This is a genomic window from Pseudovibrio denitrificans JCM 12308 (assembly GCF_001310815.1).
Taxonomy (GTDB): Bacteria; Pseudomonadota; Alphaproteobacteria; order Rhizobiales; family Stappiaceae; genus Pseudovibrio; species Pseudovibrio denitrificans.
The window spans coordinates 43350-59279 of record NZ_BAZK01000011.1 but is presented as its reverse complement, the minus strand read 5'-3'; the positions used below and the strand labels follow the sequence as shown (position 1 = coordinate 59279).

11 protein-coding genes are annotated in these 15930 nt (G+C 51.7%); 10 read left to right on the top strand and 1 reads right to left on the bottom strand.

Annotation, left to right across the window (positions count from 1 at the left end; genetic code table 11):
- Positions 1 to 102: 102 nt before the first annotated feature.
- The 5 genes from ileS (at position 103) to JCM12308_RS15875 (ending at position 7471) form a co-directional block, all read left to right on the top strand.
- Positions 103 to 3036, top strand: coding sequence for an isoleucine--tRNA ligase (ileS, locus tag JCM12308_RS15895; RefSeq protein WP_054784418.1), 2934 nt, complete (start codon positions 103 to 105; stop codon positions 3034 to 3036).
- 26 nt (positions 3037 to 3062) lie between these two features.
- Positions 3063 to 3569, top strand: coding sequence for a signal peptidase II (lspA, locus tag JCM12308_RS15890; RefSeq protein WP_008552123.1), 507 nt, complete (start codon positions 3063 to 3065; stop codon positions 3567 to 3569).
- Positions 3570 to 3848: 279 nt separating this feature from the next.
- Entirely contained in the window at positions 3849 to 4505 is a 657-nt protein-coding gene (locus JCM12308_RS15885) for a hypothetical protein (RefSeq protein ID WP_208978638.1), read from the top strand.
- Between the two features lie 187 nt (positions 4506 to 4692).
- A complete protein-coding gene (locus tag JCM12308_RS15880) occupies positions 4693 to 6102 on the top strand; it encodes a M16 family metallopeptidase (RefSeq protein WP_054784416.1) in 1410 nt (469 codons plus the stop codon).
- 13 nt (positions 6103 to 6115) lie between these two features.
- Entirely contained in the window at positions 6116 to 7471 is a 1356-nt protein-coding gene (locus JCM12308_RS15875; RefSeq protein ID WP_054784415.1) for a M16 family metallopeptidase, read from the top strand.
- 44 nt (positions 7472 to 7515) lie between these two features.
- Here JCM12308_RS15875 and JCM12308_RS15870 read toward each other — a convergent pair whose 3' ends face one another.
- Complete coding sequence (locus tag JCM12308_RS15870) at positions 7516 to 8943, bottom strand: EAL domain-containing protein (RefSeq protein WP_054784414.1); 1428 nt, start codon at positions 8941 to 8943, stop codon at positions 7516 to 7518.
- A 425-nt stretch (positions 8944 to 9368) separates the two neighbouring features.
- Here JCM12308_RS15870 and JCM12308_RS15865 point away from each other — a divergent pair, with 425 nt between their 5' ends.
- The 5 genes from JCM12308_RS15865 to JCM12308_RS15845 all read left to right on the top strand — a co-directional run bounded on the left by JCM12308_RS15865 (position 9369) and on the right by JCM12308_RS15845 (position 14737).
- Positions 9369 to 10775, top strand: a complete 1407-nt coding sequence (locus JCM12308_RS15865; RefSeq protein ID WP_054784413.1) for a sigma-54-dependent transcriptional regulator — start codon at positions 9369 to 9371, stop codon at positions 10773 to 10775.
- 174 nt (positions 10776 to 10949) lie between these two features.
- Positions 10950 to 11522, top strand: a complete 573-nt coding sequence (locus tag JCM12308_RS15860) for a hypothetical protein (protein WP_054784412.1) — start codon at positions 10950 to 10952, stop codon at positions 11520 to 11522.
- Between the two features lie 378 nt (positions 11523 to 11900).
- On the top strand, positions 11901 to 12188 hold the full coding sequence (gene groES, locus JCM12308_RS15855; RefSeq protein WP_008552275.1) for a co-chaperone GroES: 288 nt from the start codon (positions 11901 to 11903) through the stop codon (positions 12186 to 12188).
- A 63-nt stretch (positions 12189 to 12251) separates the two neighbouring features.
- Positions 12252 to 13904: a chaperonin GroEL gene (gene groL / locus JCM12308_RS15850; protein ID WP_008552213.1), complete on the top strand. Its 1653-nt coding sequence runs from the start codon at positions 12252 to 12254 to the stop codon at positions 13902 to 13904.
- Positions 13905 to 14332: 428 nt separating this feature from the next.
- Positions 14333 to 14737: a hypothetical protein gene (locus JCM12308_RS15845; protein ID WP_164845328.1), complete on the top strand. Its 405-nt coding sequence runs from the start codon at positions 14333 to 14335 to the stop codon at positions 14735 to 14737.
- The last annotated feature ends 1193 nt before the right edge of the window (positions 14738 to 15930 follow it).

Here is a 15930-nt window from a genome sequence, read left to right as displayed (position 1 = left end):
TCCAACCGTCACCGTGGTGGCGGGACTTTCAAGCTTGCGCAAATCCCTGCGCTTTACCAAATGCCTATGGGCAAACAGATGCCCACATAAGCGGACTGCCAAATGACCGATACTACGAGCCGCGATTATTCGGAAACGCTCAACCTGCCTAAAACTGATTTCCCAATGCGGGCAGGCCTTCCTAAGAATGAACCTAAGATCCTTGATAAATGGAAAGACAAGGATCTTTACAAGGTGATGCGTGATCAATCCGCTGGTCGCCCAAAGTTCATCCTGCATGATGGCCCTCCATACGCAAACGGTAACATCCATATCGGCCATGCGCTGAACAAGACCCTCAAGGACATCATCAACCGCTCCATGCAGATGCAGGGCTTTGATGCGAACTATGTTCCTGGCTGGGATTGTCATGGTCTGCCGATCGAATGGAAGATCGAAGAGCAGTATCGCAAAAAAGGCAAAAACAAAGACGCTGTGCCGATCAACGAATTCCGCAAGGAATGCCGTGACTTCGCGGACAAGTGGATCGACGTTCAGCGCGAAGAATTTAAGCGTCTTGGCATTGAAGGCGACTGGGACAACCCATACCTGACCATGCGCTACGATAGTGAAGCTGTGATCGCGAACGAACTGATGAAGTTTGCGACAAGCGGCCAGCTGTACCGTGGTTCCAAGCCTGTCATGTGGTCCATCGTTGAGAAGACTGCTCTTGCTGAAGCGGAAGTGGAGTATGAAGACCATACTTCCCACACCATCTGGGTGACCTTCCCGGTTGTTTCCGGCAATGAAGCGCTGATCGGCAAGAAGGTGGTGATCTGGACAACCACTCCATGGACCATCCCTGCAAACCGCGCGATCTCCTTCTCCAAAGACATCAGCTACGGCATCTTCAAGGTGACTGAAGCTGCTGAAGACAACTGGGCGAAGGTTGGCGAAGAATTCATCATTGCTGACAAGCTTGCTGAGTCTGTTTTCGAAGCGTCCCGTGTTGATGCTTATGAGCGTGTGTCTGACGTTGATGTGAGCACCATCGAATACTGCGCGCACCCGCTGCGCGGTGCTGAAGGTGCTGGCGACTACTTCGACTTCAACGTGCCGATGCTGGCTGGTGATCACGTAACTGACGATGCTGGTACCGGTTTCGTACACACCGCACCAGGTCACGGTCAGGAAGACTTCCAGATGTTCCTGGACAACCGCGAAGCATTTGCGAAGGCTGGTACTGAGCAGGTTCCAATGACCGTTCAGCCGGACGGTTCTTACTACCCGCACGTACCACTGTTTGAAGGCAAGTACATCCTTGACCGTAAGGGCAAGGAAGGTTCCACCAACAAAGCCGTTATTGAAAAGCTTGTTGAGGTTGGCGGCCTGATGGCTCGTGGCCGCGTGAAGCACTCCTACCCGCACTCCTGGCGCTCCAAAGCACCGCTGATCTTCCGTAACACGCCTCAGTGGTTTGTTTACATGGACAAAGAGCTTTCTGAAGAAGCGAAGGGTGACACTCTGCGTTCCCGCGCTCTGAAAGCGATCTCCGAGACGCGTTTCGTGCCTGCAACCGGCCAGAACCGTCTGAATGCGATGATCGAAGCCCGTCCTGACTGGGTTCTTTCCCGTCAGCGTGCATGGGGCGTGCCGATCACTGTGTTCGTGAACAAGGAAACCGGTGAAGTTCTGAAGGACGAAGCAGTCAACGCGCGTATCTTCGAAGCCTTCCAGAATGAAGGCGCGGATGCGTGGTTTGAGGAAGATGCAACTCAGCGCTTCCTTGGTGAAGGCTACAAGGCTGACGACTTCGAGAAGGTCGATGACATCCTCGACGTATGGTTCGATTCTGGTTCCACTCACGCGTTCTGCATGGAGCGTCGTGAAGACCTGAGCCCGAAGCGTAGGGGTCTGGGTGGTGACGACTACGTTCTGTATCTGGAAGGCACCGACCAGCACCGCGGTTGGTTCCACTCTTCCCTGCTGGAAAGCTGTGGCACCCGTGGTTATGCGCCATATGACGCTGTTCTTACCCACGGCTTCACCATGGCTGAAGATGGTCGCAAGATGTCCAAGTCTTTGGGCAACACCATCGCACCTCAGGACGTGATCAAGCAGTACGGTGCAGACATCCTGCGTCTGTGGGTTGGTTCTGTCGACTATGCAGAAGATCAGCGTATCGGCCCTGAGATCATCAAAACCAACGTTGATGCTTACCGCAAGCTGCGCAACACCCTGCGCTTCATGCTCGGTTCTCTCGGTCACTATGAAGGCGAAGAGGTTGCTCTTGCTGACATGGAAGAGCTGGAACTGCTGATGCTGCATCGTCTGGCTGAGCTGGATGTGCTGGTTCGCGATGCTTACATGGCATTCGACAGCAAGCGTGTGTTCTCCACGTTGTTCAACTTCATGACTGTTGAGCTGTCTGCGTTCTACTTCGACATCCGTAAGGATGCGCTGTACTGCGATGCACCGTCTTCCAAGAAGCGTAAGGCATCTCTATACGTGATTGAGCAGCTGTTCCGTCATCTGACCATGTGGCTGGCACCAATCCTGCCATTCACCATGGAAGAGAGCTGGGGCTACCGTTACGGTGAAGCGACCACTTCCGTTCACCTGCAGCAGTTCCCTGCTGTTTCTTCTGCATGGAGAAACGATGAGCTGGCAGCAAAGTGGGAGAAGGTACGTGCGGTTCGCCGTGTGATCACCGGTGCTCTTGAGATCGAACGCCGTGAAAAGCGGATCGGTTCTTCTCTGGAAGCACACCCAACCGTCTTCGTTTCTGACGCAGAACTGATGGGTGCGCTGAACGGTCTGGATATGGCTGAAATTGCCATCACTTCCCAGCTGAACCTTTCTGCAGACGGTGCTCCTGAAGGTGCGTTCGTTCTGGAAGACGTTACTGGTGTTGGTGTTGTGCCAGGCCTTGCAGAGGGTAACAAGTGCGCCCGCTCCTGGAAGATCCTGCCAGAAGTTGGAACAGATGGTGAGTATCCAGAGCTGACCCTGCGCGATGCAAATGCGATGCGCGAGCTGGATAGCGCTGCTGTTTAAGCAAACAAAGTGACGAGGGAATTGCTTTGAAGAAACTAAAAGTTTGGGGACATCACAGTTCCCTCGTCCTGCTTCTTGCCATTGTCGGTCTGGTCGTTGATCAGATCGCTAAATTCTGGGCTGTCGGCCACTTTTCAGTTGGAGGCATTCCTCCGATTTCCGTTGGCCCGTTTCTTGATTTGGTACTGGTCTGGAACAAAGGCGTTTCTTATGGCCTCTTCCAGCAGACGACCGAGATTGGTCGCTGGGGGCTGGCTGCCTTTACAGTTGCCGCTTCTGTTTTCATCTGGTTCTGGAGTGCGCGGGCGATCAATCGACTGGAAGCCATTTGCCTCGGGCTGGTTTTATCCGGTGCGCTGAGTAATGGCTTTGACCGCCTCTATTATGGCCAAGTCGTCGATTACCTCTATTTCCACGTTGGAGAATTTTCCTGGTACGTCTTCAATCTTGCTGATGCGTGGATTGTTATTGGCGCTGCCGGGTTGCTGCTCGACACCTTATTTATTGGCAAAAATAAGGATAGCCGGCCCTAAAACTGCCTAATTCCCAATTATATGTGGGGAAGATCGGGTGCTTCTGGGCATAACTACACACTTAGGGCCTTCATGGTTTCGTGATTCCTGTTTTAAGGTGGCATCACTGGATTATGAGGACTACAGATTTCGCAGGCTGTCATATGACCCGTGAAGCCTGTCAAACGCCGCTTTGATGGTGATCGGGAAACAAGGGTAATGAAATTGCAAAGCCGTAGCAAAAAATTCGTCGTTCGCGCCTCTTTTGTTTGCGGGCTCTCTCTCGCACTATCTGCCTGTATGACAGGAAATGGTGACTTCAGCGATGGCACAGAAACCACTGATACAAACCTGGTTTCAGGTGTTCTAAGTGTCGTTGGTCTGGAATCCCAGCACAATACAGATATCGAGTACAAAGAGCGTGCACCGCTTGTTATGCCGACACAGGCTGGCAACTTGCCTCAGCCGGACAGCCGCAAACTTTCTGAAGTTGCAAGCAACTGGCCAGTTGATCGTTCCAAGGAAGAGCTGGAAGAGATCCGTGCGTTCTACAAGGTCGAGCCAGGTCAGCCGCTCAGCGTTGAGCAGATGCGTGGTCACCCTGCTGTGCTGAAGGCTTCTGCCCGTCCTCGCGATTTTGCTGCAGAAAAGCGTCAGCAGGAACTGCTTGATGGCGATAAGCTGAGCCCAGCAGAACTGGCTGCCCTTGGCAGACAGTATCAGGAAGCGAAAAAGCAGCTTGGCGGTAAGGATGTGGAAGCTCCAATTTGCTCTCCTGAAGATCCTACCTGTAAGCCTACCCGCAAATATCTGACTGAGCCTCCAGTCGCATACTCCACTCCTGTTGCAGGCGTAGCCTTTGCGACGCCGGAAGTCGATGAGAGCGAACTCGTGCGCAAGAAGCGTGAAGCAGCTGCAATTGAAGATGGCGCTCGCATCGACATGAGCAAGCAGTAAGAGAGACCTCTCTCAGGGCGTTAAAAGCCCGCTGAAAGCCTTAGTAAATTATGAAGCAAGCGCGACGATGTTCGCGCTTTTTTCATTATAGCTGCAATAGATTACGAATAATTCACGAGGAGATTAACCACAATCACGCTATAGGTAGGGCAGCTGTGTCCTGCTCATTTTAAAGGGAGCCCCCTACGTGACTGGTCGATCTCTCACGCTTAAAGCCCTTGCTTTAAGTCTCGTTGTTTTCGCAAGCTCAGTATTGCCCGTGGCTGCGGATACAACAGGGAAAGCTTCAATCGAAGACTTCTCCAAAATTCGCATCGGTGGAACCGATGTCTCTCAAAGCACGCTCGACAACGGCCTTCAGGTGGTTGTTATCCCAGATCGCCGTGCACCTATCGTAACGCATATGGTGTGGTACCGCGTTGGTGGTGCTGATGAAGAACCCGGTAAATCGGGCCTCGCGCATTTTCTAGAACATCTCATGTTTAAGGGAACCAAGAATACACCGGAAGGTGAGTTCTCCAAGATGGTTGCTCAGGTGGGTGGTCAGGAAAACGCCTTTACCTCTCAGGATTACACCGCTTACTACCAGCAGGTTGCCAAAGAGCATCTGGAGATGGTGATGGGCTATGAAGCCGATCGCATGTCCAACCTGATCCTGACCGAGAAGCAGGTTAACCCGGAACGCGACGTGGTGCTGGAAGAGCGCTCGCAGCGCGTGGACCGCAGCCCGGCAGCTCGTCTTTCCGAAACCTTTGATCAGGTCCTGTTTCCAAACAGCCCGTATGGCATTCCGGTCATCGGTTGGAAAGATGAGATTCAAAGCCTGAACAAAGACGATGCAATCGCGTTTTACGACAAGTACTATACCCCGAACAATGCCATCCTGATTGTGGCGGGTGATGTGACCTCCGAAGATGTTCTGGACCTTGCCAAGAAGACTTACGGCAAGGTGGAGCAACGCGCAGAGCCGGGTCCTCGTGACCGTCCGCATGTGCAGATCGTTCCGGGCAACCGTGAAGTGAGCCTGCAGAGCGATCAGGTTGCTCAACCAAGCCTGCAGCATGGCTGGATTGTTCCAAGCTCTACCACCGCAGAGCCAACTGAATCTGAAGCTCTGGAAGTTCTCTCTGACATTCTAGGTGGTGGCGTTAACAGCCGCCTGTACCAAGAGCTGGTGATTGAGGGTGAAATGGCGACCAGTGCAGGCGCCTGGTATCAATCTACCGCTTTGGATGACACCCGTCTCATTCTCTATTCCTCACCGAAGGATGGCGTTTCTTTGGAGGAGCTGGAGAAGAAGGCGCTTTCCATTGTGAATGACCTTCTGGAAAACGGTGTCACTGCTGAGGAAGTGGAACGTTCCAAGCGCTCCATGCTGGCCTCTGCAATCTATGCCCAAGACAAGCAGGATGTTCTGGCTCGTATTTTTGGCACCGCACTGACAACAGGTGGTTCTGTCGACAAAGTACAGACATGGCCTGCACGGGTTGCGAAGGTGACACCTGAACAGGTTCAGGCCGTTGCGCAGAAGTACCTTACTGAAACCAGCGTGGCGAGCTATCTGATGCCAGCTGCACAAGCAGAAAACGTAGAGTGAGAGGGGACGCTCCATGAAAGCTAAAGTTCTTATGGCAGCTTCTGCCTCCGCTTCCCGACTGACAGCAAGCCTGTTTGCTCTGATGGCCCTGTCATTCCTAATAGTCGCCAGCTTTGCGCAGAGCAGTCAGGCGATCGAGATCAAAGAGGTCAAGAGCCCTGGCGGTATCACAGCGTGGTTGGTGGAAGATTACACTGTGCCAATCATTGCGCTGAACTTTGCGTTTGCAGGTGGCAGCTCTCAGGACACAGATGCCAAACTTGGCGTGACCAATCTGCTGAGCACAATGCTTGATGAAGGTGCTGGCGATCTGGATTCTCAGGCTTTTCAGGGCCGCCTTGAAGACCTGACCATGAGCCTTTCCTTCAGCACAGGCCGTGATTTCTTCTATGGCTCCTTCCAGAGCTTACAGGCGAACAAGGACCATACTTTTGAGATGCTGCGTCTTGCGGTCAATGAGCCACGTTTTGATGCTGTTCCGCTGGAGCGCATGAAAGCTCAGACCATCTCCGGTATTCGTCGCAGCCTGAAACGCCCGGATGCGCTCGCGGGTCTGACCCTGTCCAAGACCATCTTCCCGGATCATCCTTATGGCCGCCCTAGCCGTGGCACTGAGGATACCGTTTCCAAGCTGACTTCTGATGATCTGAAGGTACAGCGTGCGAAGATCTTTGCAAAGGATTCTTTGAAGATCGGCGTTGTTGGTGCAATCAGCGCCGATGAACTGGCCGTGGTTCTGGACAAGGTCTTTGCAGACCTGCCTGAAAGCGGTGATCTGGTTGAGATTCCAAATGTAGAACCTGTGACGGACAAGAATGTGCATGTGGACTTTGAAAGCCCGCAGACCTCCATTCAATTCGCTCTGCCGGGCTACAAGCGCCACGATCCGAAGTTTATGTCTGCGTTCGTAATGAACCACATTCTGGGTGGTGGTACATTCTCCTCATGGCTTTACAACGAGATCCGTGAGCAGCGTGGCCTTGCTTATTCTGTCGGTTCCTATCTGGTTCCTTACCAGCACGCTGCTCTGCTGATGGGTTCCACAGGCACACGTGCGGATAAAGCTGGTGAAGCGATTGATATCATCAAAGCGCAAATGGAACGCATGGCGCAGACTGGTCCTACCCCTGCTGAGCTTGAGGAAGCGAAGTCTTACCTGACCGGCTCTTATGCGCTTAACTTCGACAGCTCCAGCAGCATTGCTCGTCAGCTGACAGGCATTCAAACTCAAGGGCTTGGCATCGATTACATCGACAAGCGCAATGAGATGGTTGAGGCAGTCACGCTGGAAGGTGTTCGCGAAGTTGCGCGGGACATGTTTGACGGTAACGAGCCAACCTTTGTTACAGTTGGCAAGCCGCTAAACTGATCCTGAGAGAAATCGAGAAATTGCAGCAGGCGAGTTAATGAAAATCAGCTCGCCTCTCTTTTTAGCGGGCGTGGGTTTGGAGCCCCCTGCAGAACATCCGCACGTACCGGACGTGGTGGTGAGAACAGGAAGCCCTGTGCGCAGCGGACGTCCATCTCCAGAAGCTCCAGCACAGCGCTTTCACTTTCCACGTGGTCAACGATCAGCTCAATGCCATAACGCTGCAGCAGGCTGCCAAAGTCTGCCGGGTGGATGTTGCTCTTGGCCAGATCATCTTCATGTAACAGCAAGCGGGATGCGTGCAGCTTGGCAAAGCGGAAGCCCCGATCAGCCAGCGCGCGAAAATCCATACGCAGATCAGTGATGCGGTCTACGGAGAAGCGGAAGCCCAGTTCTGCAAGTGCTGCGAGGCTTTCGTATTCAATCGCGCTCATGACAGCGACATCGGCCTGCGAGAATTCGAAGATCAGCAGGTCAGAGTACGTGTCGTTGGCGCGCACAAACTCCAGGAAGCCCGGGAAGAAGTTTTCATCCATGAGCGTGCTTGGTGACAGATTGCAGAACAGGCCTGCTTCTCTGTTGCGTGTTGCCAAGCGCTTGAGGATCTGGAGAGAACGGAACAGCAGGATGTTGTCGATCGCTGGCATCTGGCCGGTGCGATCTGCTTCCTGCAGAAACTCGATTGGTTCCAGCGTGTCCCCATTGGCTTTGCGCAGACGGGTCAACGCTTCGTAGTAGCGGACGCGGCGCTGCGGCAAAGTCACAATTGGCTGGAGGTACAGATCCACCCTGCCCGCTTCGATGCTGGCGCGGATTTCCTCAGCCAGTGCTGCATTTGGATGATGCATACGCGGTGCGGCTGGACGCTTCATCTCTGGCGCGCGGGTTTCAGCAAATGTTTCCTGCGGTGAGGCCATTGGCTTGCTTGCTGCACTCGCAAAGGCAGCAGCTGCCTGACTAGCCAGATCGACAGATGGTTCCTTAGCTACCGTCGCTTGAGGAGATGCCAGACGCTGTGCCGGTTGCGGCTGCAGCATGGCCTGTTTGGTGCGCTGGTCCTCAATGGCGATACCCTGATCCTCGATACGGGTTTCCATATCCGCCATGGCTTCTGCCATCTGCTTGACGAGGGAGCCAATGACTTCAACCTCTGCGAACAGCGGATCAATCTCCTCACGGGTGCGGCGTGGGATGTTGTGTTCGACGCCGGTCAGGCGACCTTCGAGATTTCCAACATCATCATCGATGACCGCGATGCGCTCTTCCAGACGATTAACGGCTTCAGATACCGCAGATTTTTCCTGGGAGCGGGTCAGCATGAAATGGATGAAGATCATGGTGCACATCGCCGTGAAAGAAACGGTGATGGCTTCGCCAACGGGACGCGCAAAAAGATAGACCATCACTGTGCCGCAAGAGGCTGCAATGGCCGAAATAGAAAACAAAATGGAAATGTTCGCCAAGCGCGTCATAACCTCAAGAGTACCTGTTGGTCCGAATCAGAGAATACATAACTGAATTTTGCCGCATTTACCGAGGCCCTTCGAACCCTATACCCATCATATTTCTAGGGAAAACCCGTGTTGTCCCCGCAAGAATGACAATCAGGCTACATATATCATCGATGCATACGATTTTCGTCATAATCGCGAGCTGAACTTGGGTGTGTGATTCCGCCTCATGGTGAATTTTATCAGGCAAGAAAGTTGCCTGAAGCGTTCTGGGCAGTAGAAATTAACTGCATAATGCAACCAACCTCAAAAACGAAAAGGGTTTGTTTACCCTGTTTGCACAAACTCAGGGTGTCGAATGATTTTCGACCTGATGTATTGATTTTTGAGGTTGCCTGCCAATGGGATCCCCCAAAGCTAACAATAGGTTTTTGAACGCCTGTGTCGTGGACACCAATCGCACAGAGGCTCGCAAAACCAGCAGCGCTTTGTCGAAGTACGTGACCAGCGGACAACCTGCGCATATTCTTTCCAGCAAAGAGCATGCAGTCGCTTTTCTGCGGCATACCCCAATCAATATCGTCATTGTCGACCTTGAATGCATTGGCGGAGAAGCTGAGCTTTCAGAGATCGTTGCTGCTGCTCCACGCGCGGTTCTGATCGCTGTGAGCGCCAAGGGTTCTGTGAGCCGCGCCATGAATGCTATGCGCAACGGTGCGCATGACTTTTTGACCAAGCCTTACACCAGCGAAATGCTTCTGGAGAAGCTTGAGGCTCACCTCGGTGTCTTCAAATCCGCTGCGCCTTCGCCGTCCGTGACAGCATCTACTGGTTCGGATGCGATTGTCTCTGGTGAAGCGTCCGGAACTTCCTCTCAGTTTGAGGGGTTTGTTGGTTCCTCCAACCGCATGCAGAGCGTTTATGCGCAGATCAAACGGATGGCGACATCCAGTGCACCTGCGTTCATTACTGGGGAATCAGGTACAGGCAAGGAACTGTGTGCACAGGCGCTTCACGCCAGATCTGCGCGGAAAGCTGGGCCTTTTGTCGCAATCAACTGTGGAGCGATTCCAGCCAATCTGATGGAGTCTGAAATCTTCGGTCATGCACGTGGTGCCTTTACCGGAGCGGACGAAGCCAGAGCTGGTGCGGCTGAGCTTGCGGATGGTGGAACACTGTTCCTGGATGAGATTGGTGAGATGGAACTTTGCCTGCAGAGCAAGCTGCTGCGCTTCCTACAAACCGGCTCCATTCAGCGTGTTGGCGAGCATAAGACCCGTTCGCTGGACTTGCGTGTGATCTGTGCGACGAACAGAGATCCAAAGACCGAAATTGCAGCTGGTCGTTTCCGTGAAGATCTGTTTTATCGCCTTCATGTATTGCCGATCCGTTTGCCAGCTCTTCGTGAGCGCCGGGAGGATATTCCGTCCCTCGCCCTCACCTTCCTGAAGAAGTACGCAGAAGAAGAAAACCGCAGGTTTCAGCGCTTTTCAACTTATGCAGAAGCGCTTCTGCTCCAACATAACTGGCCTGGCAACGTGCGTGAGCTGGAGAATGTCATTCGTCAGCTTGTGGTGATGAATGACGGTGATGAGGTCACCGAACTCATGCTTTCCCCGTTGCTGCGTGAGCAGACTGTGCCAGTGCTCTCTGAGATTGCCTTTGGCACTGCTGAACCTGCTCCAAGCATGGGTCGCTCCATTGAGCCGCTCTGGTTCCAGGAGAAGCAGATTATCGAGACGACGCTGGAGACATTTGACGGCAATATCGCACTTGCGGCGGCAGCGCTGGAAATCAGCCCTTCTACCATTTATCGCAAGAAACAGTCCTGGGCTGAGCGCGCCAACGCGTGATGGTTTGCGTGGTAATTGCTTAACCATCGCATGAGGAATGTCTTCACGACGCATATCTAAGCTGCCTCAGGAATTGGGGCAGTATTGTCTCCCTTAGATTTAAGAGTTATACCACCGCCAAGAATCAGGTGAGTGCCGCAGATTTTGTGTTCTGCTGGCTCTAGGGGGCTAAGAATGCCATTTACAGTGAAAGGGATGTCAGCTGCCAAAGCTGCGACCTATTCCATCTTTGCGGTTGCTTTGTTGGGTAGCGCCGCATCTGCTGAAGAAGCGACGGCGCTGAGCGCTGACTTTAAAGCTGCACAAGATGCATATGCCGTTGCCTGGCAGCAGCAGCCACTCGCTTTTACCGCAGCCAAATTCATTGCATTGCCAGCCGAGAGTTACGGTTCTTACACGCCTCTGGAAACTGCTGAGTTCCAGAGCGGAGATCCGCTGACTGTTTATGCTGAGCCTGTCGGCTTTTCCTACAAGGAGACCGGCGGCAAGTATGCGATTGATCTGAGCGTGGATTTTGAACTGCGCAACACCACCGGTCAGGTGCTGGCTTCTCAGGACGGGTTCACCACCCTGCATTCTGAGAGCTTCAACCAGATCCGTGAGTACCAGACTTCCCTCAGCTTCAACCTGACTGGCTTGCAGACAGGTGAGTATGTGCTGAAGGTTCGGTTCAACGACGAGAACTCTGATAAGTCCGGCAGCTTCGAGCTTCCGTTCTCCATGACAGAGGCTGCTCTTCAGAACTGATTGGCTTAAGCCTTACGCAGACCATTCAAAAGCTGGCTTTGATATTAAAGCCGGCTTTTCTTTTGCCTGATTCCGGGTTCCTGCGAACTTTCCCTATGCGACAGTCCATTGGTCTAATCTGAGTTGAACTTGCACCCAGATTACCCCCAAATTCTCGCAGTATTCCTATATTTTTTGCCGTTCAGATTATTTTTTTGCTGCTCTCTCCTTGACTATACAGAGGCGTGAAACTACATCATTTCCCGGTTGTTAGCACTCTGCCTTTGGGAGTGCTAATCACTGTGGGGCCGCAAGGTTTCACCCACTCTCAAAGTTTTTAACCTTCGCGTCCGGGCGTTGCCTAAAAGGGACGCTCGCGTATGAGAGGAAGAGCCAATTATGAAGTTTCGTCCGCTACACGACCGTGTTGTCGTTCGCCGTATCGAGTCTGAAGAAAAGACTGCTGGTGGCATCATCATCCCTGACACTGCAAAAGAAAAGCCACAGGAAGGCGAAGTAGTTGCAGTAGGTCCTGGCGCACGCAAGGACAACGGTGAGCTGATCGCTATCGACCTTAAAGCTGGCGACCGCGTTCTGTTCGGCAAATGGTCCGGTACTGAAGTTAAGATCGACGGTGAAGACCTGCTGATCATGAAGGAATCCGACATCATGGGCGTTCTGGCTTAATTAAAGCCATCGAGCAAACCCTCGTTCCTTCTGTAAATACAAGAATTTAAGTGAGACAAACAAATGGCTGCAAAAGAAGTCAAGTTCGGTTCTGACGCTCGTGAGAAGATGCTTAAAGGCGTCGACATTCTTGCAAACGCTGTAAAAGTTACCCTCGGCCCTAAAGGTCGTAACGTTGTTCTGGATAAAGCATTCGGCGCACCACGCATCACCAAAGACGGTGTTTCTGTTGCGAAGGAAATCGAACTTGAAGATAAGTTCGAAAACATGGGCGCACAGATGGTGCGTGAAGTTGCTTCCAAAACCAACGACATCGCTGGTGACGGTACAACCACTGCTACTGTTCTGGCACAGGCTATCGTTAAAGAAGGTGCTAAGTTCGTTGCTGCTGGCATGAACCCAATGGACCTGAAGCGCGGCGTTGACATGGCAACTGCTGCTGCTGTTGCAGACCTGACTGCACGTTCCAAGACCATCTCTTCTTCTGACGAAGTTGCACAGGTTGGCACCATCTCCGCTAACGGCGACACCCAGATCGGTGCAGACATTGCTGAAGCAATGCAGCGCGTTGGCAACGAAGGTGTTATCACCGTTGAAGAAGCTAAGTCCCTTGAGACTGAGCTTGAAGTTGTTGAAGGTATGCAGTTCGACCGCGGTTACCTTTCTCCATACTTCGTCACCAACGCTGAAAAGATGATTGCTGACCTGGAAAAGCCACTCATTCTCCTGCACGAGAAGAAGCTTTCCAACCTGCAGCCAATGCTTCCAATCCTGGAAAGCGCTGTTCAGTCTTCCCGTCCACTGCTGATCATTGCAGAAGACGTTGAAGGTGAAGCACTTGCAACTCTGGTTGTAAACAAGCTGCGTGGTGGCCTGAAGATCGCTGCTGTTAAAGCTCCTGGCTTCGGTGACCGTCGTAAGGCAATGCTCGAAGACATCGCTATCCTGACTGGTGGTACCGTGATCTCTGAAGATCTGGGCATCAAGCTGGAAAACGTAACCATCGACATGCTCGGCACTGCAGACAAGGTGAACATCTCCAAAGAGAACACCACCATTGTTGACGGCGCTGGCGACAAAGCTGACATCGAAGCACGCGTTGCTCAGATCAAAGCTCAGATCGAAGAAACCTCTTCCGACTACGACCGTGAAAAGCTGCAGGAACGTCTTGCTAAGCTTGCTGGCGGTGTTGCAGTTATCCGCGTTGGCGGTGCAACCGAAGTAGAAGTTAAAGAGAAAAAAGACCGCATCGATGACGCTCTGAACGCGACCCGCGCTGCTGTTGAAGAAGGTATCGTACCAGGTGGTGGTACTGCTCTGCTGCGCGCTAAAGCTGCTGTTGAGAAAGTATCTTCCGAGAACGTTGACATTGAAGCTGGTATCAAGATCGTTCTGCGCGCTCTTGAAGCTCCACTGCGCCAGATCGCTGAAAACTCCGGCGTTGAAGGTTCCATCGTTGTTGGCAAGATCCAGGACAACATTGCTGATGAGACCTTCGGTTTCAACGCTCAGTCTGAAGAATACGTCAACATGATCGAAGCTGGTATCATCGACCCAACTAAGGTTGTTCGTACAGCTCTTCAGGACGCAGCATCCGTTTCCGGCCTGCTGATCACCACTGAAGCAATGGTTGCTGAACTTCCTAAGAAAGACGCTGGCCCAGCAATGCCTCCAATGGACGGCGGCATGGGCGGCATGGGTGGCATGGGCTTCTAAGCCAATCCCTCATAAGTCTATGAGAATTAGGGCGTCCCTCGGGGCGCCCTTTTTTGTTGCTTACACTCGCTCCAACTCACCTAACAAACGGCAAGGTATGCAATCATTTAAATCGACTTTCCCCAAGCAAACTATATTGAAAGGCCAAATCATCCTCTACAAATGGGGTCTTATTTCCATTCAGACTAGCGTTCAGCAAAAGCGTAAGGAATGTGCGAATAGCTTTGCACGGGACGTCTCGTACCTATGATAGTTAAGTGGATGATGTGCACAACTTTAGGACATTTCTTGAAGCAGAATAACAACTAGAAGTATACATATATAAGTTAATGCAATTAAATATACAGATCGGCAGTCAGCCCTCTCGTCGCAGGTAGCCTGATGTTTTGTAGTACTACTTTTCTCTGAGGTTTGGAATTTCCATGCAAATGCCTAACTCTATTAAATTATTTGAAAAACTCATTATATGGTCACTTGTCATTGGGATCATTAGCGGCCTTTTTTTCCCGCTTCAGCCTTTTCCAGCTGACGCAACTCCCTTATTAATATTTGGCGGCTTATTGTTCCTTTTGGGCTTTGAAATAGGACTAATGTTGCTGGTAAGTAGGCTGCGTAGCGTCATCGCAAAATGGATCTGGATCATCTTGCAAGTGTTGGCTGTAGCGCTTTTTATCTATGACCTGCCTACCAATGATTATTCTAACCCGTCTACTTTTGCTCAATTTATTGTTACAGCTATGGGCATATATGGCACGATCCTGCTATTTACTGCTGATAGTGAAGAGTGGTTTCTAAGTAAGCAGCGCGAAAAGCTTCAACGCTTACTTCGGTAACTTGTGTGCGGTAAACTCGTTGCAGACGCAACAGGCTATCTTGTAACGCATGCCCTAACGTTTGGGTGTCGTACTTTTTGTCTGAGGATCAGAAATTTTATAGTAATGCCTAACTCTATTAAGTTATTTGAAAAGCTCACCATATGGTCACTGGTCCTCGGCAGTATTAGCAGTCTTTTTGTCCCAGTTGAGGCTCCAGTCGAAGTTTCTGCAGGATTTGTGCTCATAGCCGTACTCGTTTTTTTTGGCTTATACATCGGTCTGATGTTGTTGGTGAGCAGACAGCGTAGCGTAATCGCAAAATGGATTTGGATCATTTTTACACGTGTGGATTACGATCAGAGTGATCATTGATATACCAACTGACAACCACTCTTACCTTTCCGCCATTATCACTTTTGTAACAACTCTTATGAGCCTTTATGGCATTATCTTACTCTTTTCTTCTGACAGTAAAGAATGGTTTATAAGCAAGCAACGCGAGAAGCTACAACGCTTACTTCGATAGGCTTTGAAGTGAATGTAGTGAGCATATAGAATTCTGATCTGCGGGTTGCATGGTTAGATATTGGAGCCTTAATTTAGTTTAACCAAACTTGTCATCGGTGTTTGTTATCCAATCATCAGGAGATCTCAATTCAACTTGAATTGAGGTTTGTTTGCCCACTTAAACAGATTGGTTCGTAAGTGAAATTCTTATCCCCCTCCTCTCAGGCTCCTGCATACTTAGCTCATGTTCACGTAAACGGGCAGCTGGCGGACCGACCGTCAGTGCGGCGTGGGCTGGGCGGGGCTACCGGGTGAAGTAACGCATCATCTGGCGGGTTCGTTGAAACATCCCTTGAAAGTCTTTAGTGCAGGGACCAAGCGGAAGCTGGTCACCCGATGGGCGTCTACACTGGCAGCTGCAGCTGTCATGGACAGGTCAAACTGTTCCGGATAGCAACTGCTCAGAGGGAGAGGTTCTGATCAAAGCCTTGTGCTTTGTGAGGGCTGACCTTGATGGGTAGGCACCTGCTCCCAATGCCTTTCGGTGGAGATCTTGTTTCATGCAAAAACGCCTGGGCGAGGCGAGCAGCCAATGCCGAAGAAACTTATCTTAATACAATGCGCAGGCACTGCCTGCTCGCCTTGCTCACCCCGTTCTTCGGGGACTTAACTTCCCCACTGCATGACGGGTCATGCGGTGCTTT

Excerpts from the sequence above, each read along its gene's own strand:
- ileS (WP_054784418.1), top strand. The coding sequence starts at position 103 with ATGACCGATACTACGAGCCGCGATTATTCGGAAACGCTCAACCTGCCT.
- JCM12308_RS15885 (WP_208978638.1), top strand. The coding sequence starts at position 3,849 with ATGACAGGAAATGGTGACTTCAGCGATGGCACAGAAACCACTGATACA.
- JCM12308_RS15875 (WP_054784415.1), top strand. The coding sequence starts at position 6,116 with ATGAAAGCTAAAGTTCTTATGGCAGCTTCTGCCTCCGCTTCCCGACTG.
- JCM12308_RS15870 (WP_054784414.1), bottom strand. The coding sequence starts at position 8,943 with ATGACGCGCTTGGCGAACATTTCCATTTTGTTTTCTATTTCGGCCATT.
- JCM12308_RS15860 (WP_054784412.1), top strand. The coding sequence starts at position 10,950 with ATGCCATTTACAGTGAAAGGGATGTCAGCTGCCAAAGCTGCGACCTAT.
- groES (WP_008552275.1), top strand. The coding sequence starts at position 11,901 with ATGAAGTTTCGTCCGCTACACGACCGTGTTGTCGTTCGCCGTATCGAG.
- groL (WP_008552213.1), top strand. The coding sequence starts at position 12,252 with ATGGCTGCAAAAGAAGTCAAGTTCGGTTCTGACGCTCGTGAGAAGATG.
- JCM12308_RS15845 (WP_164845328.1), top strand. The coding sequence starts at position 14,333 with ATGCCTAACTCTATTAAATTATTTGAAAAACTCATTATATGGTCACTT.